Raw genomic sequence first — 22,348 nt, 5'->3', positions numbered from 1 at the left:
TCGTCTCCGGTGCTCAGGCTTGTGAGGGTGCGGGCTGCGCGGCGCGCTGCCCTTCGAGCCAATCGATCTTGCGCATCTTGCGTACAACCACAAATTCATCCCGGTTCGAGCCTACCGTCCCGTAGTAATTCAATCCGTAGGACAGTTGGGCATAGCCACCGATCATGTGCGTGGGCTTGAGCACGATGCGCGTCACCGAGTTGTGAATACCGCCGCGAGCACCGGTGATCTCGGAACCCGGCATGTTCACGATTTTTTCCTGCGCGTGGTACATCATCGTCAGGCCTTCGGGCACCCGCTGACTCACCACTACGCGGGCCACGAGTGCGCCATTTTCGTTATAGGCCTCGATCCAGTCGTTATCCACCAGGCCGGCCTTGACGGCGTCTTTCTCCGAAATCCACAAAATCGGCCCGCCACGCGACAAGGTCAACATGATCAGATTGTCGGTATACGTGGAGTGGATCCCCCATTTTTGATGAGGGGTAATAAAGTTCAGGACGATCTCGGGATTCCCGTTATCGTGGCGGCCATCCCTCATGGCCCCGATGGATTTGGTATCCACAGGCGGGCGATACACACACAACGCCTCGCCAAAGGCGCGCATCCAGAGGTGATCCTGATAGAGCTGCTGGCGGCCCGACAACGTGCGCCAGGGGATCAACTCGTGCACGTTGGTATAGCCCGCGGTGTAGCTCACGTGATCCGACTCCACACCCGACCACGTCGGCGATGAGATGATCTTGCGAGGCTGTGCCTGCAAATCGCGATAGCGGATTTTCTCGTGTTCGCGAGGCAGCGCAAGGTGTGCATGGTCACGCCCCGTGATCTTGGACAATGCGTTCCATGCCTTGACGGCCACTTCGCCATTGGTCTCGGGCGCCAGCGTCAGAATGGTTTCGGCGGCATCGATATCTGTGTCCAGGCGCGGCAAGCCCTGGCTGATCCCTTCCTCGGTCACCTGATAGTTCAACTGACCCAGCAGGTCGCATTCCTCGCCCGCCGCCCAATTGATCCCTTTGCCTCCCACGCCAAGTTTGCGCGTCAGCGGTCCCAACGAGGTGTACTGCTTGTACAAATCCGGATAGTTGCGCTCGACTACGGCTATCGCGGGCATCGTCTTGCCGGGGATCATCTCGACTTGCCCCTGCTTCCAATCGCGCACGCCAAAAGCGTTGCCCAATTCCGACGGGCTATCGTGTTGCAAGGGTGTCAGCACCAGGTCCTGCGCTGCGGGCAGCTCAGTCTGTGCAATATCGGAGAACGCCTTGGCAATTCCTTTGTAGATTTCCCAATCGCTACGCGATTCCCATACAGGGTCCACGGCCGCCGACAAAGGGTGAATAAACGGATGCATATCCGACGTATTCAGATCATTTTTTTCATACCAGGTGGCCGTAGGCAACACCACATCGGAATACACGCACGTCGTCGACATGCGGAAATCCAGAGTCACCAGCAGATCGAGCTTGCCTTTGGGCGCCTCGTCATGCCACGCGACTTCTTGCGGTTTGTCCTCGCCGGTCTCACCCAGGTCTTTGCCCTGGACGCCATGATCGGTACCGAGCAGATGCTTGAGAAAATACTCGTGCCCCTTGCCTGACGAACCCAGCAGATTCGAGCGCCACACAAACATATTGCGCGGGTAGTTGTCGGGATGATCGGGGTCTTCGCACGACAGCTTGAGACGGCCATCGCGCAAAGCCTGCACCACATAGTCCGCCGGCACCTGACCCGCCTGCTGCGCGTCGCGCACGACCTGCAACGGGTTCGTCTGCAATTGCGGGGCCGAGGGCAACCAGCCCATTCGTTCGGCGCGCACGTTGAAATCGATCAATTCCCCTTTGAATGCCTCGCTATCGGCCAACGGCGAAAGAATTTCGGACACCTTCAGCTTTTCATAGCGCCATTGATCGGTATGGGCATAGAAAAACGACGTGCCGTTCATGTGACGCGGCGGGCGGCACCAGTCCAGGCCAAAGGCCAGTGTGGTCCATCCCGTCTGCGGGCGCAGCTTTTCCTGGCCGACATAGTGGCACCAGCCACCGCCCGACTTGCCGACACAGCCGCACATCACGACCAGATTAATGATGCCGCGATAAGCCATATCCATGTGATACCAGTGATTCAGGCCCGCGCCCAGAATCACCGAGGACTTGCCCTGCGTCTTGTCGGCATTTTCCGCAAACTGGCGCGCAACCGTAATGACATCGTTGCGCTTGACGCCAGTGATGCGTTCCTGCCAGGCGGGGGTATAGGGCACGTCATCGTCGTATGACGTGGCGACATTGGCGCCGCCCAAACCACGATCCAATCCGTAGTTGGCCATCAACAGGTCATACACCGTCACGGCCAGGACGTCACCCTCCACGGTCTGGATGCGCCGCACCGCCATGTTGCGCTCCAGGACATCTGCGTGGTCGGTACCCTGGAAATAATCATGTTGGCGGCCACCAAAATAGGGGAATGCCACCGGCACCACCTCGTCATGCTGACCGACCAGGGACAAGCCCAGCGTCAGGGGATTGCCATCGGCATCCTTGGCATCCAGATTCCATTTGCCGAGATCGCCGCCTTCTTGTTGCCCCCACCGAAAGCCTATAGACCCACCCGGCACGACCAATTCGCCGGACCCGTCACGACAGGCCACGGTCTTCCATTCGGGGTTGTTTGTTTGTCCCAGTCCGTCGGGGAAGTCCGACGCGCGCAGCATGCGCTCGGGTACGTAATGTGTGCCCTGGCGTATCAGGCGCACCAGGAATGGCATATCCGAATACTGCCTGCAGTACTCACGAAAATAGTCGCTCTTGCCCTCCAGGTGAAACTCTTTGAGGATCACATGTCCCATCGCCAGCGCCAAGGCGGCATCGGTGCCCTGCTTGGGATGCAGCCACACGTCGCCGAACTTCGCGCCCTCGGCATAGTCAGGGAAAATCGACACGACTTTGGCGCCACGATACCGTGCCTCGACCATGAAATGGGCATCCGGCGTACGCGTCTGTGGCACATTCGAGCCCCACATCACGATAAAGCTCGAGTTGTACCAATCCGCGGACTCGGCAACGTCGGTTTGCTCGCCCCAGGTTTGCGGGCTAGAGGGCGGCAAGTCGCAGTACCAGTCGTAAAAACTGAGGATCGTGCCGCCCAGCAACGACAGATACCGACTGCCGGCGGAGAACGACACCATGGACATCGCGGGAATCGGCGAAAAGCCGATGACACGATCGGGCCCATAGCGCTTGATGGTGTAGACGTTGGCGGCGGCAATCAGCTCATTGACCTCGTTCCAGGTCGCCCGTACAAATCCGCCCATACCGCGCACGCGCTTGTAGTCATCCGATAGACCCGGTGTCGTACAGATGTGTTCCCACGCGGCCAGCGGCGTCATCGTCTTGCGGGCCTCGCGCCACAGACGGGCCAATCGGCCACGCAGCATCGGATATTTGACGCGATTGGCGCTATACAAATACCAGGAATACGACGCGCCACGCGAACAGCCGCGGGGTTCGTGATTCGGCATGCCGGGACGTGTGCGGGGATAATCCGTCTGCTGGGTTTCCCAGGTGACGATCCCACCCTTGACGTAGATTTTCCAGGAACAGGAACCTGTGCAATTCACGCCATGCGTTGATCGTACGATCTTGTCGTGCTGCCAACGATCGCGATAGGCTTTTTCCCACCCCCGATCTTCTTGAACCACACTACCGTGCCCATCAGAGAAAGACTCTTTGGCGCGGGTAAAGTATTTGAGGCGATCGAGGAAATAACTCATTGTCAGGCTCCTGGTGGCATTTGTAGAGGGCTACAAGATGCTTAGGCGCTACGGAGGCGGCCTGACAAGATTGCGCGAAAGAGATGTCATCGAGGGTGTCCTTGTCGACGATCAACTTACAGGCAAAGCTTGGGTACATTACTGCACGCGGCACATTGCGTCAATATTCGCAATAATCGACACAAATCATCGTCACCAGCACCCAACAGGCTCGTCCACGAGCAAGTCATGACGATAAAGCCTGCCCCGCGCCCATCCGGGCGCAACGATGTTCAATCGTTGATAAAAATCAACCTATGGCTCGATACGCCCCCGGGAGGGGCAACGCGTCACGCCAGAACGGCACCGCGATCGGCCAGCAATTGGCGTAGCACGCTGCGATGGCAGCGATTTTCGTCTTCGCAGTAGCAACCCACAGAAAAATCCGTGGTGGCGGACAACGCCGCCAGCATATCCAGCACTTTGGCTGCGTCGCCGTGATTGAGCTCGGCTTGCATTTTGCGAGCGACGCCTCGCCATTGGGTATCGTTAGTGACGGCCAGCGCCTGTGTCACTAGCTCGGGGCTAGGCGACAAGATGGGGAGCCAGACATCGTAATAATTTCGACTGGCGAATTCGGCCTTGGGCACGCCGCGCGGCGGACGCCGCACCGTGCCAATGCGCAGACCCTCGTGGTCAGCACGTGGTGATCCCAATCTTACGATGCGAACGCTCATGGCCTCTCCGATACGGCACGCTAGCCGATGTGTCGCTGCAGTCTAAACACCAACGTATCCAGTTGCTTTAACCCCCGCTCTATAAACTTCGGTTCTTTTGTCAGGATATCCCGCCGGTCGATCAATATCGCATCCGAATGGGCCGCGTATATCGCCTGCACCTCGTCGTCGCGCACAGAAAACGGCGGCCCCTCCATCTGGCTTTGCTCATAATCCAGGGTGATCAGCAGCCCCCGGTAAGCGTCGGATAACTGACCATAGACATGCTTGGCATACCGCTCGCGCATTTCCGTGGGCAACGCCACTAACGCGGCACGATCGTAGGCTCCCACGCAATTCCCCAATACGTCCGCCCCCAAAGCGAAAATATCGCCGCAAAAAATTTCGATGTTTCCCGCGATGAAATAACGCCCCTGGTCGGCATCGCGAGCGACGGGCTGCAGGTCGTTTTCAGCGAAAAACTGCTCCACCGCCAGGGCCGACAGCTCGACGCCCAGCACCTGATGCCCTTGCTCTGCCAGCCACACCATATCCAGCGACTTGCCACACAGCGGCACCAGCACTTTGCCGCCCGCAGGCACCTCCAGCGTGGGCCAGTATTTCGCCAACAGCGGTGTCACGCGTGCCTGATGAAAATGCGTGCGCCCATCACGCCAACGTTCCAGCCAAAAATCCGCATCCATCCAAAGTCTCCGTTCTCTACGTTTTGTCGATATGGCTATTATTGTAGAAACTTAAAGGAACAACGCATGCATGCCCCCGAGTTTTCTATCCGGCCCTTTCAACCTGCGGATGCTGATGCCGTCGTACAACTGTGGCACGACTGCCAACTGACGCGCCCCTGGAACGACCCTTACAAGGACATTGCCCGCAAAATGACGGTACAACCCGAGATGTTTCTGGTCGGAACAGTGGGGAGCAATGTCGTGGCTGCCGTCATGGCGGGCTACGATGGACACCGGGGATGGGTCAACTATCTGGCGGTGGCACCGGCATATCAGCGACGCGGTTATGCCGGCGCATTGATGCAGGAAGTCGAACATCGACTGCTGGCCATGGGTTGTCCAAAAATCAGTCTGTTAGTGCGCAGCGGCAATGCCGCCGTCGTGGCGTTTTACAAAAAGCTGGCATTCCAGCAAGATGAGGTCGTCAGCCTGGGGAAACGGTTGATACCGGATATTGAACCACCGCAGCCAACCGTTCCCTAGTCACGCTTTGTCGTTATTTTTCTTGAAATTCTCAGGCGATTTTCTTGCCGGGGATTGGTTGGCGTGTGTACCCTAAATACTTGCTTGCGAGTTTCAACAGGGGTGTTCGCCGTTCGCCGCTGCCCTATGTGCTTTGCTGGAGGAACTTATGAAGCGTCATCTGAAAAACACGTTGTTAGCCGGATTGCTTGGCCTGGCTGCAAACGCCTATGCCGATGTCACGGTGCCGGTGCACTTGACCACGGACAAAGGCCCAGGCCAGGAAATCGGCTCGGTCAGCCTGGCCGAGAGCAAGTACGGCCTGGTGCTGACACCCAACCTGAAGGATCTGCCACCCGGTGTGCACGGATTCCACGTCCATGAAAACGGTAGTTGCGATGCCACCCAAAAGGACGGCAAGACAGTCCCAGCGGGCGGTGCCGGTGGCCATTACGACCCGGATGGCACCAAAAAACACGGCACACCCTGGGATGACGATGCCCATCGTGGCGACCTGCCAGCGCTGTATGTCGGTGCGGACGGCACCGCTACGACGCCGGTGCTTGCCCCGCGCCTGAAGTTATCCGGCGTCCAGGGACGGGCATTGATGGTGCATGCGGGTGGCGACAATCACAGCGATCATCCCAAACCGCTGGGCGGCGGGGCGGGCCGCATCGCGTGCGGGGTGATCCCGAAATAACAGCGGCATCACCCTGATTGCATTGCCAGCCCCTACCCTCTACTAGGCCTGGGCCACGGGGGCAGCGGCCACAGGGGTGGCCNCCGCCGGGGTTTCCTGCCCGTCGATCGCATAGCGAATCGCGTCTTCGATCCGATCGAGCAGCAGGAACTTCAGCTTCTGTCGCGCCTCGGCAGGGACATCGTCGATATCCTTCTCATTGCGCCGCGGGATCATCACCGTGGTGATGCCCGCCCGCAGCGCCGCCAGGGTTTTTTCCTTGAGACCGCCGATCGGCAGCACCAGACCGCGCAGGCTGACCTCACCCGTCATCGCCACATCCGAACGCACCGGACGCCCAGACAGCAATGACGCGAGCGCCAGGAACATGGCGACCCCGGCGCTAGGCCCATCCTTGGGCGTGGCACCGGCGGGAACGTGTATGTGCACGTCGGTTTTCTCCAGCGCATCTCCGCTCCAGATTTTGGCCAGCGTCAACGCCGTCTGCGCCGACTCTTTCATCACATCGCCGAGTTGGCCGGTCAAAATCAAACGACCGCCACCCGGCGTCTTGCTCGCCTCGATAAAGAGGATATCTCCGCCCACGGGGGTCCAGGCCAACCCAGTCGCCACGCCGGGCACACTGGTACGCAGCGCGACCTCGTTTTCGAAACGATGAGCGCCCAGGATATCGGGCAAGTCCGCAGCATCAATGACGATGTGCTCGGTCTTGCCTTCGGCCACCTGCATGGCGGCATGGCGCAACACCGCACCCACCTCGCGCTCGAGCTGACGTACGCCCGCCTCGCGGGTGTAATCGGCCACGATGGATGACAAGGCCGCATCGGTCAGCTCAGCTTGCTCTGGCTTGAGGCCGTTGGCCTCGAATTGACGCGCGACCAGATAGCGGCGCGCGATCTGGATTTTTTCTTCTTCCGTGTAACCGGGCAGTTGAATAATCTCCATCCGGTCGCGCAACGGCCCCGGAATCGTGTCCAGCATATTGGCCGTGCAGATGAACATCACGTGCGACAAATCGAAATCCACGCCTAAGTAATTGTCGCGGAATTTATGGTTTTGCTCGGGATCCAGCACCTCGAGCAAGGCACTGCCCGGGTCGCCATGAAAACCGCCGGCGCCGAGCTTGTCGATCTCGTCGAGCATCAGCACGACATTATTCGTCCCGGCACGCCGCATCGCCTGAATGATATTGCCTGGCAATGCGCCCAGATATGTGCGCCGGTGACCGCGAATCTCGGCTTCGTCATGGACGCCACCCAAGGCCACGCGCTGAAAGGCGCGCCCGGTCGCCCGCGCAATGGATTGCCCCAGCGAGGTCTTGCCTACCCCAGGTGGTCCGGCAAAGCACAGAATCGGGCTACGCCCCTGCGGGTTGAGCTTGCGCACCGCCAGATATTCCAGGATACGGCGCTTGATCTTGTCCAGGCCAAAGTGATCATCGTCCAGCACTTTGCGGGCTTCTGCCAAATCAATCGGCGGCTGCAGCGTCTGTTTCCAGGGCAGCTCCGTCAGCCACTCGACGTAGGTGCGCAACATGGCCGACTCGCCGCTGGTCTCGCCCATGCGTTGCAAACGGCCCAATTCTTTGCGGGCATGGCTCAGCACCTCGTCGGGCATGCCCGACGCTTCGATGGCGTCTTTCAGGCGCGCAATCTCGACGGCGCTGTCATCGACTTCGCCGAGTTCTTTCTGGATCTGACGTAATTGTTCGCGCAGCACGGTCTCGCGCTGCCGCTCATCAAATTGCGCCCGGGTACGGTCACCGATTTCCTTGGACAGTCGCAGAACTTCGACGCGCCCGGCCAACAGTTCGATGGACTTGTCCAGACGAGTCGGCAAGTCGAACGTTTCCAGAATGTCCTGCTTTTGCTCTGGCTTGATGTCGATCATGTGCGTCACCATGTCGGCCAACAGGCCGGGCGACTCGATACCGCGTACGACGCCGATGAGCTCGTCAGGCACATTGGGCAACAGGGTGATGGCGTCAGTCGCCTGCTCTTTCAGTTGCAGAAAACGCGCCTCGATCTGGCTGTCCTGCGTGTCGCTCGCCTCGACCTCGGCGACGCGAGCCACCATGAACGGCCAACCCGTCAGGAACTCCAGGACACGAAAGCGCGACTGCCCCTGCACCAGCAAGTGATGGGCGCCCTCTTGCCCGGTGATGTAGCGGGCGATCGGACCTTCGGTCCCAACCCAGCACAGGTCATTGGGTCCCACCTCGTCTTTAGACGGATCACGCTGCAACAGAAAACCGACGGGACGCTCGGTCTTGACGGCCTCTTGCGCGGCCGCGACAGAGGATTCCCGTCGCACCGTCACGGGCGACAACACGCCCGGAAACAACACCGCATCGCGCAACGGAATGATGATGCGTGCGTCATCGGGCAAAACACGGGTATCGCTCATGGAGCCTCCCTTACTTTAGTCAGCGTCAACACCAGGCAGCCGTCTGCCAGCGTAGAGGATTCCGGCTCAAGCGCGTGCAACGGCAACGCAATGCGGCGGCGGAAACGGCCATAGGGAATTTCAAATCGGTGAATGCGGGCATTGGCCGCACACGGCATGGGGCGTACCCCCGAAACCGTGATACCGCCAGGATCGAACGCCACGACCAGCCGCTCGGACGGTACGCCAGGCAGCGCGACATAAACCAAAACAGCGGTAGCGGTCTCGATAATGTCCACCGGGGGTTCCCAGTGGGGTGCATCCGCGGGTCCTGCGCGCAGCAACTGTCGATGCAGGCGCTCGGCGTGCTCCAGCAGCGATTGTGCATCGCCCCAGATCCAGGATGAAAAATCTCGCGATCTCATGAGCTTGCCCTCATAACCATGCTACGTATATAGCGGCGAGTTGGCGTATTTCAAGCCGATGGGGCAAATCGCGAGCTAGCCGCGTGATGTAGGACGTCTGATATCAGTGTAACGGGACCAGATGCGGGGCCGAAGGCGTCACCGGCCCCGCTTGTGCCGGCCGCGATGTCGCGGTTTACCCGGCTATGGCCACTGGCCGACCATAAAATGGGTAACTAGGATCGTTATACCCCGGCGTCGAGGCATGACCCGGCGTTACCCATCCGTTGACCATGGTTTCTTCCTCGGGCGTGATCTGTACATCCACGGCCGCATAGTAGTCCTGCATTTGCGCCAGCGTACGCGGCCCGGCGATCACCGAGGAAATCAGCGGGTTGGCCAACACCCAGGCCGTCGCAAAATGACCGGGTTTGACACCGCGCCCTTCGCTATACGCCGTCAGCTCGGCGGCGATTCGCAGGGACTCTTCGCGGAATTCGGTATCCAGAATGCGCTTGTCGCCGCGGCCTGCACGGGTGTCGGCCGCCGGCGCCTGTCCGGGCGCATACTTCCCCGTCAACACCCCTCGGGCGATGGGGCTGTAGGGCACCACGCCCAGGCCATAATGGCCGCAAGCCGGCAAAATCTCGACCTCGGGGCCCCGGTTCAACATGTTGTAGTACGGCTGGCACACCACCGGTTGCGGCACGTTCAACTCACGGCACAAACGCACGACCTCCGCGATCCGCCAGCCGCGGAAATTGGAAAGACCAAAACTGCGCAGCTTGCCCGCGCGAATCAAATCCCCCAAGGCACGAATTGCCTCTTCGAGATTTTCTTCGTGAAAATCGCGATGCATGTACAGGATATCGATGTAATCCGTCGCCAGTCGGGCCAAACTGGTCTCCACACTTTGCACCACCCACTGACGGGAGTAATGCGAATGGTTGGGGGCCTTGGCAACGGCGTTACCGAGTTTGGTCGCCAACACCCAATCATGGCGTTGGCCGCCCAGCAGCTTTCCCACGACCTCTTCTGACCGGCCGCCGTTATAGACGTCCGCCGTATCGATAAAGTTGATCCCGGCCTCGCGTGCCGAGGCAACGATACGCTCTGCCTCATCAAACGGGGTTTGCTCACCAAACATCATGGTTCCCAGGCACAATGGGGAAACACGCAAATTGCTGGTACCGAGACGACGGTATTTCATGAGGCTATTCCTTCGTGGAAATTGGGCAAACTGATACAAGCCTGCGGGATGATACAGAGTACCGCGCCCCTCCCATTTTGCCCAGCCTCGGCCCTGGCGCTCGGACGCGCCGCCATTCGCGACGGCACGCCCGCGCACTTCACCATCCGTGAAGCCCTCTTTAGGTATCTTCAATATCGCAAGCCGGCAATCACCATTACAGTAGTAACTTATTCCCGAGACAAGCCATTACCTTCGGCCAGCGATCACCTCAAGCCACAGAAAAACCAGAGATCACCATGAGTCACACCGGCGTACTGCAAATCCCTTCCATGCGGGATCAATGTTCAGAAGCAGAATGGAAAGCACGTGTCGATCTGGCCGCCTGTTATCGGCTGGTGGAAATCTATGGCATGGCCGACATGATGGCCAACCACATCTCCTCTCGGGTGCCCGACGAAGACGGCGCCTTTCTGATCAACCCGTACGGCATGATGTACGAGGAAATCACCGCATCCTGCCTGATCAAGGTCGACCTGGCCGGCAATATTCTGTCCAAACCCGACTTTGGTGATCTGGACTACGGTATCAACAAGGCCGGCTACGTCATCCACAGTGCCGTACACGCCGCCCGCCATGAGGTCGATTGCGTCATTCACACGCACAGCTGGGCCTCGATGGCCGTCTCGTCCCTGGCTTGTGGCTTGGTACCGGCCACGCAAACCGCCATGCGCTTTCTGAAAATCGGTTATCACGACTATCAAGGCGTGGTGCTGGATACCAAAGAACAAGCCTCGTTGATTGAGGACTTGGGCAACGGGGAAGCCCTGATCCTGCGCAACCACGGCGCCTTGACGGTGGGCCGCACCGTGGGCGAGGCCTTCAACTGGATGCATCGCCTGGAACTCTCCTGCCGGGCACAACTGGCGGCCCAAGCGACGCAACAACCCCTACAGACCATTTCGCCCGAGGTCCTCGAAGAAACCTGGAATAACTACCAGCCTGGCACGCGTCGCCCGTACGGCGTCATGGAGTGGCCGGCGTTGTTGCGCAAGCTGGACCGGATGGACAACAGCTATCGCAACTAAGCGGTCCCCCGCGGGTCGGGCGCTCGCATGCAGTTTTTTTTACGCAAGGTCTGATTTGCCATCAAGCACAGCCGCATCATCCGATGCGGCTGATGTACGACAGCGGTGGGCGCTGGTTCTCCAGTAGACGCCACGCAATACAAAGAAAATAACGAGGAGACTCCTTATGAAGAAAAGCTGCATTTCCCTGCTGAGCGCCGGTATCCTGGCCCTGGGCACGGCCCTGCCCGCGCACGCCGAGTATCCCGATCGGCCCGTCAAAGTCATCGTGGCATTCACGGCAGGCGGCACCACCGACAAGCTCACGCGCGCCACGAGCGAGAAACTGGCTCAATCACTGAAACAGTCGTTCATCGTAGAAAACCGCCCTGGCGCGGGCGGCAATATCGGCACCGAATATGTGGTGCGCTCGGAACCTGACGGGTACACCCTGATCGTCGACTCGGTCGGCCCGATCGCGGTGAATCCCTCTCTGAAAAAGCTGAGTTACGACCCGCTGACCGACTTGACCCCCATCGTCCAGATTGCGACGGTTCCCAACGTACTGGTTGTACCGCCAGAGCTGCCGATCAAGAATTTCGATGATTTCATCAAGTACGCCAAATCGAAAAAAGACCTGAACTATGGCTCGACCGGCGTCGGCACCTCCTCGCATCTGTCCAGCTATCTGCTGATGCAGCACCTGGGGGCCAATGCAACCCACGTTCCCTATAAGGGCGCCGATGCCATCAACGATCTGATCGCCGGCCGACTGGACTTTATGTTCGCGACCGCGCCCTCGGTCATGGGGCAAATCCGCGCCGGTAAGCTGCGTGCCCTGGCAGTCAGTACGGACAAGAGACTGGCTTCGCTGCCTGACCTGCCCGCCGTCCAGGAAAAGGGCTTTAAAGACTTTGACGCGGGCTCATGGTTTGGTTTCTTCGCGCCCAAGGACACCCCGCCGGATGTCATCGCAAAAATCAACAAAGGCGTCAATGATGCGCTATCCGGCCTCAAGGACAACATGCTGAGCGAAGGTGCGATCGCCGTGGGCGGCACACCAGAAGATTTTGATAAATTCACTCATGTCGAATACGAAAAATGGAAGAAGATCGTCGAGCAAGCGGACGTAGCGGCACAGTGAGCGATACCGCGCCACTGCATATCCTATGCTCAGAGCGGGAAGCGCCGCTCCTGGCGCCCTTGCTCCCGACGCTGGAACGCGCCATCAAGTTGTGCCACCCCGGGGACGAAATCGCGGCTCACATCGAGGCCGCTTTTATTTCCCGGGACGTCACAGGCCGTTCGACCAAGTTCGAGATCATGCCCGATACGGAGCGTTTTTATACGGCGCTGCGTGCCGCGCCAAATCTGCAATGGCTGCACGTTCATTCCGCAGGGATCGATCGCGATTTTTACCAACAGCAACAGCAGCGCGGGGTGCGTGTGACCGCCTCGCACGGTGCGTCAGATGCGGTCGTCGCCCAATCCGCGTTGACGGGTCTGCTGGCTCTGGCACGCAAGCTCCCGCAGATCCTGCAGGCGCAGCAACAGCACTCATGGGAACCCCTGCTGGGCGAAGGCAAGACCCCGCGCGACCTGCAGGGACAACATGCGGTCGTCGTCGGCTGGGGAGGCATCGGACAGCGTATTGGGCAGTTGCTGCAAGTATTGGGCCTGGAGGTCTCCGTCGCCCGGCACAGCGGGGAGCCCGCAGGTCCGGACTTGCGCACCGTGCGCTATGACCAGTTGCATGAGGTATTGCCCACGGCATCCTGGCTCATCCTGGCTTGCCCTCTGACTGACGCTACACGGGGGTTGATCAGTGCGGACTTGCTGACGCTCCTGCCGGCGCATGCTTGCGTGATCAATGTCGCGCGCGGCCATGTCATCGACGAGCCCGCACTCGTTCACGCACTACAAGACGGCCGACTGGGCGGGGCTTTTCTCGATGTGTTCTATCACGAACCCCTGCCTGCCGACTCCCCGATCTGGGGCTTGAAAAATGTGATTGCCTCCCCTCACAGCGCCGGGTTTTCGGACGGCAACGCGGCTCGGGTACGGCAGATCTTCGCCAACAAACTGCAGTTGTGGGCACAGGGCAGCCTGTGAGGCAACGGGCAATCAGTAACGTCACAGGGAAGGGACATCGGTGAACGCAGCAGGTCGTGCTGCGTTCACTCTACCTTGATCCCGCCACGCTGAATTAACTCGATCCACTTGGCCACGTCGGCCTGGATACGCTGCTCGAACTCGGCCGGCGTACTCCCTACCGGATTAAAGCCCTTTTCCAGCAACGCCTTGTGCAAGCTGCCCGACCGGATTGAGGTACTCACGGTCGACGACAATTTATCGATCACCGCAGAAGGTACGCCTGCAGGTGCGATCAAACCGAACAATGGGGAAAGATTCACGCCTGGCAGCCCCTGCTCGCTAAAAGTCGGTACATCAGGCAATAGTGATGAGCGTTGCTCGCTGGTCACCGCCAACGCCCGCAGCTTGCCCGCCTGAATATGTGCGCGCATGCTCGGCACCGTGGCAAACGCAAACTGTATCTGCCCCCCAAGCAAATCGGTAAAGACCGTACCACCGCCTCGATACGGGACATGCAAGATATCGATCGCGGCCTCTTGCCGCAGTTGCTCACCTGCCAGGTGCGGGCCGCTGCCCACCCCCGCCGATCCATAGGACAAACTCGCTGGTTTGGATTTGGCCAGGCGAATGAATTGCGCCAAATCCTGCGCATGCACCGACGGATGCACCACCAGGACAAATGTCGCTGTCGCCATCAGGGAAATCGGCAAGAAGTCTTTCAGGGTGTCATAAGGCACACGATCGCCCAACAGGCCGGGATTGATCGTAAACGTAGAGTCCACCATCCCGATCGTGTAGCCATCGGGCTTGGCTGTCGCCAACGCGCGCGTCCCGATCGTCGTGCCGCCTCCCCCACGGTTTTCCACGACAAACGATTGTCCAAATGCCTCTGTATAGGTCTGGGCCGCCATGCGCCCCAGCACATCCGTCGCGCCACCGGGAGGATAAGGAACGATCATGCGCACGGCATCAGCCGGATAGTCCGCGGCCACTGCGGGCCGCCCTCTGGTGGCGGCGATCACGCCAAGCCCGAGTGCCGCGCCGCCCACCATAAATGTTCTGCGTGATGATTTCATCGTGTCTCCTGTTTTGCGTATCCGGTTATTGGTATTCCGCTTTATATATATGCGTTTACTGTCGGTACTTGCCCTGCATGAGCGCCGGCTCGGGATCCGCTCCCAGCCCTGGCGTATCGGGCACGTTCACCCAGCCCGCCTCGATCGGCACCGTTTCACCATAGGGTACGTGCGCCAGTTCGACGTACAGGCGCTCCAGCGAGACCTCTTGCTGCTGGGCCGCGATCAGATGCAGGCTCGCCAAGTATCCCGGCCCAAAAAAGGCCACCTGCGGTGCGCAGCATACGGTCGTCGCCTGGCATTGCTGCGCCAAGGCCCACGCCGCGCTCAAGCCCAGCTTGATCACACTGGGCTGGACATACTGCACCGCCTGCTGCTCGATCAAACGCGCCAAAGCATAAACACTACTGGCGTTCTCCCCGACCGCCAAAGGCACGGCACACGCTCGCTTCAATCGCATCAGCGCCTGGTCGTCCTCGGGTGGCCACAGGGGTTCTTCGATCCAATAAGGGTCATGCGGCATCATGGCGGCAATGGCGTCGGGGGCTTCGTCCGGTAGCCATGCGCAATTCGTATCCACCATGATGGGGATCTGCGGACCCGCCGCAACGCGCGCCGCCCCCAAGGCCGCGGCCGTGCGTTCGTGCAGTTTGATTGCGGTATATCCCTCGCCCAGCGCGCGCGTCACGACATCGTCCAGACGTTGTGCGTCACCGTAATACTGCAGCAACGAGGCATAGACACGCACCCGCTCGCGACGCTTGCCGCCCAGCAAACTATAAAGCGGGACCTTTTCGCGTTTGGCACGTAAATCCCACAGGGCGATGTCCAGCCCTGCCAAGGCATGCACGACCGGCCCCGAGCGCCCCAGGTTATGCAGCGTGCGCTGCATAACCGGCAATAAGGTCTGATCTGCGGCGTCTTTGCCGCAAGCCAGCGGCGCAATCAGGGTATCGAAAACCGCCTCCAGCGCACGCGGCTCCACGCAATACGACTCGCCCCACGCCACCATCCCATCCTGGGTCTGCACCCGCACCAACGCACTATCGAGCTTGTCGCGCGGACGACCCGCAAACAAGGGGGGAGGACTCCAGTGAAAAAAAGGCAACCGCATCGGGATGCAGGTTACAGAGACAATCGTATTGGCACTCATGGCATCCAGACTCAGCGTAACGATGCGTCAATCGCTTGCGACACGCACCGCCACAGAAAACAAGACAGCCTGAATTGTGGTCACCTCTCAATCATATGGTCAAATAGATAGATAGACTGAGTTCATACAAATTTCATATGTTTAATCGACGCGAACTGACCTTGTTGCGTGCCATGTACCAGCGCGGCACCGTGACGGCGGCCGCGGCGGCATCCAACATGACCCAGCCTGCCGCGAGCGCCCTGTTGCGCGACATGGAAATTCGTCTGGGCTTTGCGCTGTTCAGTCGCGAAAGCCGTCGCCTGCAACTCACCAGTCAGGGACGCACCCTGATCCCCGAAGTCCTCAACGCGCTGGCGGGTATCGAAGCCGTCGACCGCTTGGCGGGCGATATCCGCCAGGGCGCGCTGTCCCGTCTGGCCGTCGGCGCCGTCGCAATAGCGGCCTCCAGCCTGCTGCCCCCCGCGTTGGCCGCCATGCGCCAGCGACATCCGTCGGTCACCACGACCGTACGCGCGGGCACCGCACTGGAAATTATTGAAATGGCCGTGGATCACCGCATTGATTTGGGCATCATCATCGGATCGCCTGCGGATCTGACCCGGGTCGGCAGCCAAACCCTCAGTCCATTGAGCTTGTACGCCGTAATGCGTCCCGACCATACCTGGGCGGGACGATCAGCATTGACGCTCGATATGGTGGCGGCCGCCTCGCCTGTGGTCCTGGCGACCGCGTTGCCCGCCGGCCGCGCCACCCGGCAGGCCACCGAAGGACAAGGGTTGGTTTTTCAACCGATCATCGAAGTTGCCCAGTCGTCCACCGCCTGCGCATTGGCCAGCGAAGGACTGGGAATTGCGATTGTCGAAACCCTGGGTGCGCGCTACGCGCAGCGGCAAGGGCTGTTGGCACGGCATTTACTGACCCTGTCCGACCCTGTGCTCGCCCTGGTCTGGGCGCACGATCGGGCGCTCAGCGATGCGGCGCGTTACCTACAACAATGTCTGCAGGACCAAGCGCAGCAGCAACTCTAGAACCCAATACATCCGACACGATTATGCGTAATTTATCGATTTTTTCAGTCCGACAGGGGCTAAAAACCAGCAAACCGGTTGCAAAACGTGCCCGTGCGCCGCACACCTTGTAAACTGGCGCATTTTGACTCTGGCACGTATGGTGCAAGTACCCCGGCGCACAGGTGTCAGCGGCCCCACGCTTATCCGTCTGCTTGCTCGTCTGACGGACGCTGACGTTTCTGAATCCCGCCAACCTCTCTCAGAACGGCTCAGCCTATGGTTAGGCTGGACGGATGCGATCGCCCTTTCCACCGTGCTGGAACGAGGCCCATTGGCTGTCGCCGCCAACCCCAACACCCTGGACAGCACTGAGCTCCAGGAATACGAACGCATGCGCGCCGCGCTGGCCTATGCCATCGCGGACGAAAAAGCGTTCACGGCGGACGTGTTCGTCCCCTCGCAACGCGACGCGAAGACCGTTACCGCTGGCCCGGTGCCAGAGATTCCCGTCGACTACACGATTTACCGGAAACGGTATCAGACGATCCAGCAAGCGATGGAGGCCAGTATCGCCAAGTTGCGAGGCAGCTTGCGCGCCATCCTCGCGGCCCAGACGCCAGAGCGGGCGCGACTGGCCATGGTTGACGCCATCGTCGAGCGCTCGTTGAGCATCCAGGAACGCCAACTACTGGCCACGGTGCCGCAGTTGCTGGAAAGACACTTCAACCGCATGAAACAAGCGGCCCAAAAAGCCGAGCAAGAGGCCCAAGAACGCGCAGTCAAGGCTGCCGAGGCCTCGGCAACAACTATCCCGGCCTCGCCATCCAGCGAGGTACAGGCGGCGGCGCTCGCTGCCCCCTCTCCCGCCGTCCAGACTCTGACCCGCGCCGTCCCATTGGCCAATACCCGTGTTAGCGCGAACCCTCGCGCCAGCAAACCGGTCGCGCCGGTCATTCCCCTCTGGCTCGCCACCTTTCGCAAAGATATGCGTAGTGTGCTGCTGGCCGAACTGGACATCCGTTTACAACCGATCGAAGGCTTGCTGGCCGCGCTGCGCACCAGTTGACCGTGCCACCCGTACCCTATGACCCGAAACATTCTCTCCCTTGTCGTTTTCCTGGCCGGTCTGGCCGTTGTAGGCTGGATCGGTACCGGTTACCTGGGTACCAACCCGCTCGCGCTGGCGATCATCCTCCTGATCGGCCTGGTCTATGTGATCGGGGCGGTTGAACTGCAACGCTATCAACGCGGGACAAATACGCTGTCAGGCGCCGTGTCCGGCCTGACGGTTGCCCCCTCCAGCCTGGATAGCTGGCTCAGCCAATTGCATCCCAGCTTGCGCGGCGCGACGCGCCTGCGCATCGAGGGCCAGCGTGTCGCCCTGCCCGGTCCCGGCCTGACACCCTACTTAGTGGGATTGCTGGTGTTGCTGGGGATGCTCGGCACCTTCCTCGGCATGGTCGCCACCTTGCGAGGCACTGGCGCCGCCCTTGAAAGCGCCGTCGATCTGCAAGCCATCCGCGCCTCGTTGGCAGCGCCCGTCCAGGGCCTGGGTTTTGCTTTTGGCACCTCGGTCGCAGGGGTCGCAACATCAGCTGCCCTGGGCATGCTGGCGGCGCTCTGCCGCCGCTCGCGCGTCGAGGCCGCACAACAACTGGACGTCCTGATCGCGACCACACTGCGCCCTTACTCGCAAAACCACCAGGGCGAGCAGACGTACAAATTGATGCAGCAACAGGCCGAGGCCATGCCCGTTCTGGTCGAACGGCTACAAGCCATGATGACGGCCATGGAAAAGCAAAGCCAGACGCTGCACGAACGCCTGGCCGCCAGCCAGGATGCCTTTTACGGCAAAACCGAGATGGCCTATACCGGACTGGCCACCGCCATCGAGCAATCACTCAAGCAAAGCGTGATGGATAGCGCCCGCGTAGCAGGCGACGCCATCCAACCTGCCGTGCAATCCACGCTGGCCGGTCTGGCACGCGAAACCAGCGCCTGGCAAGACACCCTCGCCATCGCCATACGCCAACAACTGGAAAGCCTGTCCGGCCGTTTCGAAGCCACCACCTCATCAGTGGCCGACATATGGAATCAGGCACTCGCTCAACAAGAGCGGACCAACGCCAAGCTGACCGAGGAAAATCAACGTGTACTGATCGCCGCGACCGCCGGTCTGGAACAACACGCCACGTCCCTGCTGCGCAGTGTCGATCAATCTCACACTGCGTTGCAAAACAAGCTCGCCGAGCATGATCAACAACGCCTGGACACCTGGAAAGGGGCTTTGGATCACATCGCTACCGGATTGAACACGTCGCTGGAAAGTACGATATCGTCCTTGAGTGCCGCGCTGGAAGGCACCACTTCGTCCCTGAACACCACACTGGCAGGCACCACATCGTCCCTGAGTGCCGCGCTGACAGACACCGCGTCGACCCTGCGCCAAGAATGGGCGCAGGCCAGCACGCACGCCACCGAGTGCCAGCAGACCATCTGCGACACCTTGGCGAAAACCGCACAAGAATTGTCGTCGCAGACCCAGGCGCAAGCCCGTGACACCATCACCGAAGTGTCTCAGTTGCTGCACACGGTATCCGAGGCGCCCAAGGCCGCGGCCAGCGTCATCGCCGAACTCCGCCAGTCACACGCAGACCTGCAAGCCCAACTGATCGCACAAGACCAACAGCGCCTGGACAACTGGAAAGCCTCGCTCGATCACATCGCGTCGAATTGGAATACCTCGCTCGAAACCACGGCCAGCGCGCTCAATACCAACCTGGAAGCCACCGCCAGTACACTGCACACGTCGATGGAGAACACGGCGTCTTCCTTGAGTGCGTCCTTAGCAGGCACCACATCGTCACTAAGTACCGCGCTGACGGACACCGCCTCAACCTTGCGCCAGGAATGGGCGCAGGCCAGCACACATGCCACCGAGCGCCAGCAAACCATCTGCGACACCTTGGCGAAAACCGCACAAGAATTGTCGTCGCAGACCCAGGCGCAAGCCCGCGACACCATCACCGAAGTGTCTCAGTTGCTGCACACGGTATCCGAGGCACCCAAGGCCGCGGCCAGCGTCATCGCCGAACTCCGTCAGTCGCACGCCGACCTGCAAGCGCAACTGATCGCACAAGACCAACAACGCCTGGACAACTGGAAGGCATCGCTCGATCACATCGCGTCCACGTGGAATACATCGATCGAAACCACTGCCAACTCATTGAACGCCTCGATGGAAGACACGGCGGCCTCGTTGAGCGCCTCACTGCAAGGCACTACCACCACGCTAAGCACCACGCTGGAAAATACCGCGTCGACGCTACATAACTCGTTCGACGACATCGCGTCCTCGTTGAATGTCTCCCTGGAAAACACCGCCCTTACATTGCGCCAGGAATGGGAACAGGCCAGCACACAGGCCGCCCTCCGTCAGCAAGAAATCTGCGACACGCTGACCCAAACTGCGCAGGAACTGTCCACCCACACCCAGACCCAAGCGCGCGACACAATCGCAGAAGTCGCCCAGTTGGTGCAAACCGCCGCAGAGGCACCCAGGGCAGCCGCCTCGGTCATCTCCGAATTGCGTCAACGCTTGTCCGATGGCATGGCCCGCGACAACGAGTTGCTCGAAGAACGCGGTCGCCTGATGGAAACGCTGAGCACACTGCTCGATGCTGTAAATCACGCCTCGACACAACAGCGCGACGCCGTCGACGCGTTGATCGCCAACTCCTCCGAGCTCTTTGAACGCGTGGGGTCGCAATTCACCAACACGGCCCAGACAGAGAGCGTCAAACTGACCGACGCCGCAGCTCACATTACGGGCAGCGCCGTCGAGGTCGCCAGCCTGGGCGAAGCCTTCGGCACGGCCGTGCAGCTTTTCAGTCAGTCCAACGACAAGCTGGTCGAGCACCTCGAGCGCATCGAAACCGCTCTCGACAAATCGATGGCCCGCAGCGACGAGCAACTGGCCTACTACGTCGCACAAGCCCGCGAAGTGGTGGACCTGAGCGTCATGTCGCAAAAGCAAATCATCGAAGACCTGCAACAGCTTGCCAACCAACAGGCCAGCGCCAATAGCGAAGCCGCGTCATGAAAGACGAAATCGACGCTGGTGTAGAACCCTCCGCCCCGGCGTGGGCGGTTTTTGGCGACTTGATGACGGTGCTGCTCGGCGCGTTTGTGCTGATCCTGGTAGGCGTCATCGCCATGCAGCTCGAGCTCTCCACCGAGTTGGAATCCGAAGTCAAAAAGCGACTGGCGCTCTCCACTAAACTGGAAACCGAAGTCCAGCAGCGTCAAGAAGAAACCCAACGCCGCGAGGCCCTGGAGCACGCACTGGCCGTACCTCTGGCCGCCGGACAGGTCACGCTCATCGACGGCCGCATCGGCATCGCCGGCAGCGTGCTGTTCGCCCTGAATTCCGACCAGCTACAGCCCGAAGGCCGTAAAGTACTGCAAAGCCTGGTCACCCCCTTGACGGAATATCTGCAAACGCACGACGAAGTATTGATGGTCAGCGGCTTTACCGATAATCAACCGATCCACGAAAACAACCGTCATTTTTCCGATAACTGGGAGCTCTCCGCCCAGCGCGCATTGACCGTCACCCGTGAATTGATCCGTAATGGCATCTCGCCCGATATCTTGTTTGCCGCGGCCTTTGGTGAACAACGTCCCGTCGCATCAAACGGCGACCCCGACGGCCGCGCCAGCAATCGGCGCGTAGAAATCGCCCCCATTCCAAAGACCTCGAACGAGGCCGCCGCCGCCCGTGACTGATGCCACTCATTCCGACATCCAGGCCGCCCTGGACGCTTGGCGCGAACAAGGTGCCGATCGTCTGGATCCCGTGCGCTTTCAGTTTATTCAGGCCATGGCCACGCGCGCCGTCAAACTTGAGGGCCACGCCAGGAAAGTTCTCGATGCGCGCCTGAGCGAATTGCTTCAACAGTATCGAACGCACCTGGACAGCGCCGCCGCATCGGCCACCACGCCACGCAAGGCACGGCAAGACGACACGCTCAGCACGCTCGTGAATCACTTGGCGACGCTCGTCCCCCCAGGCACCAATCACCTCTTCGCAAGTCGCGTCAATAATCTGCGCGAGCGCTATCCCGAACTGCCGGTGCTGGACGAATTTCGCGCCACGTGGTCTCGCGTCAGTGCTAACCGGCAAGTCAGGCAATCCGAAGAGCAAGTCCACGAAAACGCCGGCCCGCTCAACTCGAATCATCTGGTGCACCGTACGTTATCAATGATGCGCGACGTGTCGCCGGGCTATCTGCATCAGTTTTTGTCCTATCTGGACACGCTGGGCTGGGTAGAACAGCTACAAATCGCCAATAGCCCAGCCCCTAAAGAGCGTGCAAGCAAAGGGGCGAAGGGCACAAAAGCCACGAAAAGCACAAAAAAGACCCACAGCGGCGCAAGAAAAATCCCGAAAAAGCCCGCCTGAGTCCATCGGTTGTTTACGTCCACTTACACTCATATCGAGAGTGCGACCACGCTCGCGGGCGATTGTCACGGTCGTTATACAGATGGTCACGAATATGCGCATTCGTCACGATTAAACGATTTCTAAAC

General features: G+C 60.0%; 18 protein-coding genes. 10 read left to right on the top strand and 8 right to left on the bottom strand.

Annotated elements, in window-relative coordinates:
- Positions 1–13: 13 nt before the first annotated feature.
- The 3 genes from ACNAZS_RS13955 to ACNAZS_RS13945 form a co-directional block, all read right to left on the bottom strand.
- The gene (locus tag ACNAZS_RS13955; protein ID WP_415790234.1) at positions 14–3,772 is read right to left on the bottom strand and encodes a nitrate reductase subunit alpha; all 3,759 of its coding nucleotides are present in this window, start codon (positions 3,770–3,772) and stop codon (positions 14–16) included.
- Positions 3,773–4,101: 329 nt separating this feature from the next.
- Positions 4,102–4,488, bottom strand: a complete 387-nt coding sequence (locus tag ACNAZS_RS13950; protein ID WP_415790232.1) for a DUF488 domain-containing protein — start codon at positions 4,486–4,488, stop codon at positions 4,102–4,104.
- 20 nt (positions 4,489–4,508) lie between these two features.
- Positions 4,509–5,171, bottom strand: a complete 663-nt coding sequence (locus ACNAZS_RS13945) for a thiopurine S-methyltransferase (protein WP_415790230.1) — start codon at positions 5,169–5,171, stop codon at positions 4,509–4,511.
- Between the two features lie 66 nt (positions 5,172–5,237).
- Between ACNAZS_RS13945 and ACNAZS_RS13940 the strand changes: the two genes are divergently transcribed.
- Positions 5,238–5,696, top strand: coding sequence for a GNAT family acetyltransferase (locus ACNAZS_RS13940; protein ID WP_415790228.1), 459 nt, complete (start codon positions 5,238–5,240; stop codon positions 5,694–5,696).
- Between the two features lie 148 nt (positions 5,697–5,844).
- On the top strand, positions 5,845–6,375 hold the full coding sequence (gene sodC, locus ACNAZS_RS13935) for a superoxide dismutase [Cu-Zn] SodC (protein WP_415790226.1): 531 nt from the start codon (positions 5,845–5,847) through the stop codon (positions 6,373–6,375).
- Between the two features lie 83 nt (positions 6,376–6,458).
- Here sodC and lon read toward each other — a convergent pair.
- From lon to ACNAZS_RS13920, 3 genes are all read right to left on the bottom strand, one after another.
- Positions 6,459–8,781, bottom strand: a 2,323-nt coding sequence (gene lon, locus ACNAZS_RS13930) for an endopeptidase La (RefSeq protein WP_415790224.1), incomplete at its 3' end; no start/stop codon positions are given.
- Positions 8,778–9,185: an Hsp20/alpha crystallin family protein gene (locus tag ACNAZS_RS13925; RefSeq protein WP_415790222.1), complete on the bottom strand. Its 408-nt coding sequence runs from the start codon at positions 9,183–9,185 to the stop codon at positions 8,778–8,780. The genes ACNAZS_RS13925 and lon, both read right to left, overlap by 4 nt.
- Positions 9,186–9,360: 175 nt before the next feature.
- Entirely contained in the window at positions 9,361–10,374 is a 1,014-nt protein-coding gene (locus tag ACNAZS_RS13920) for an aldo/keto reductase (RefSeq protein ID WP_415790220.1), read from the bottom strand.
- Positions 10,375–10,652: 278 nt separating this feature from the next.
- On the opposite strand from ACNAZS_RS13920, the gene ACNAZS_RS13915 reads away from it, so the two are divergent.
- The 3 genes from ACNAZS_RS13915 (at position 10,653) to ACNAZS_RS13905 (ending at position 13,532) form a co-directional block, all read left to right on the top strand.
- Entirely contained in the window at positions 10,653–11,441 is a 789-nt protein-coding gene (locus ACNAZS_RS13915; RefSeq protein ID WP_415790218.1) for a class II aldolase/adducin family protein, read from the top strand.
- Between the two features lie 166 nt (positions 11,442–11,607).
- Positions 11,608–12,564, top strand: a complete 957-nt coding sequence (locus ACNAZS_RS13910) for a Bug family tripartite tricarboxylate transporter substrate binding protein (protein WP_415790216.1) — start codon at positions 11,608–11,610, stop codon at positions 12,562–12,564.
- Complete coding sequence (locus ACNAZS_RS13905; RefSeq protein ID WP_415790214.1) at positions 12,522–13,532, top strand: D-2-hydroxyacid dehydrogenase; 1,011 nt, start codon at positions 12,522–12,524, stop codon at positions 13,530–13,532. The genes ACNAZS_RS13910 and ACNAZS_RS13905 overlap by 43 nt, the downstream gene beginning before the upstream one ends.
- A 65-nt stretch (positions 13,533–13,597) precedes the next feature.
- Here ACNAZS_RS13905 and ACNAZS_RS13900 read toward each other — a convergent pair whose 3' ends face one another.
- Together ACNAZS_RS13900 and ACNAZS_RS13895 are read right to left on the bottom strand one after the other, a co-directional pair.
- Positions 13,598–14,590, bottom strand: a complete 993-nt coding sequence (locus tag ACNAZS_RS13900; RefSeq protein ID WP_415790212.1) for a Bug family tripartite tricarboxylate transporter substrate binding protein — start codon at positions 14,588–14,590, stop codon at positions 13,598–13,600.
- Between the two features lie 55 nt (positions 14,591–14,645).
- Positions 14,646–15,743, bottom strand: coding sequence for a mandelate racemase/muconate lactonizing enzyme family protein (locus ACNAZS_RS13895; RefSeq protein ID WP_415790210.1), 1,098 nt, complete (start codon positions 15,741–15,743; stop codon positions 14,646–14,648).
- 137 nt (positions 15,744–15,880) lie between these two features.
- On the opposite strand from ACNAZS_RS13895, the gene ACNAZS_RS13890 reads away from it, so the two are divergent.
- The 5 genes from ACNAZS_RS13890 to ACNAZS_RS13870 all read left to right on the top strand — a co-directional run bounded on the left by ACNAZS_RS13890 (position 15,881) and on the right by ACNAZS_RS13870 (position 22,220).
- A complete protein-coding gene (locus ACNAZS_RS13890) occupies positions 15,881–16,774 on the top strand; it encodes a LysR family transcriptional regulator (RefSeq protein ID WP_415790208.1) in 894 nt (297 codons plus the stop codon).
- Positions 16,775–16,913: 139 nt separating this feature from the next.
- Positions 16,914–17,822 carry a DUF3348 domain-containing protein gene (locus ACNAZS_RS13885; RefSeq protein WP_415790206.1) on the top strand — a complete coding sequence of 303 codons (909 nt, stop codon included), beginning with the start codon at positions 16,914–16,916 and terminating at the stop codon, positions 17,820–17,822.
- 18 nt (positions 17,823–17,840) lie between these two features.
- Entirely contained in the window at positions 17,841–20,858 is a 3,018-nt protein-coding gene (locus ACNAZS_RS13880) for a DUF802 domain-containing protein (protein ID WP_415790204.1), read from the top strand.
- Complete coding sequence (locus tag ACNAZS_RS13875) at positions 20,855–21,544, top strand: OmpA family protein (RefSeq protein WP_415790202.1); 690 nt, start codon at positions 20,855–20,857, stop codon at positions 21,542–21,544. The genes ACNAZS_RS13880 and ACNAZS_RS13875 overlap by 4 nt, the downstream gene beginning before the upstream one ends.
- Entirely contained in the window at positions 21,537–22,220 is a 684-nt protein-coding gene (locus tag ACNAZS_RS13870) for a DUF2894 domain-containing protein (protein WP_415790200.1), read from the top strand. Before ACNAZS_RS13875 ends, ACNAZS_RS13870 begins: the two co-directional genes overlap by 8 nt.
- Positions 22,221–22,348 lie beyond the last annotated feature (128 nt).

It is taken from the genome of Bordetella tumulicola, assembly GCF_965138755.1.
GTDB classification, from domain to species: Bacteria; Pseudomonadota; Gammaproteobacteria; order Burkholderiales; family Burkholderiaceae_B; genus Bordetella_A; species Bordetella_A tumulicola.
This window is presented reverse-complemented; position numbering and strand designations above follow the sequence as displayed.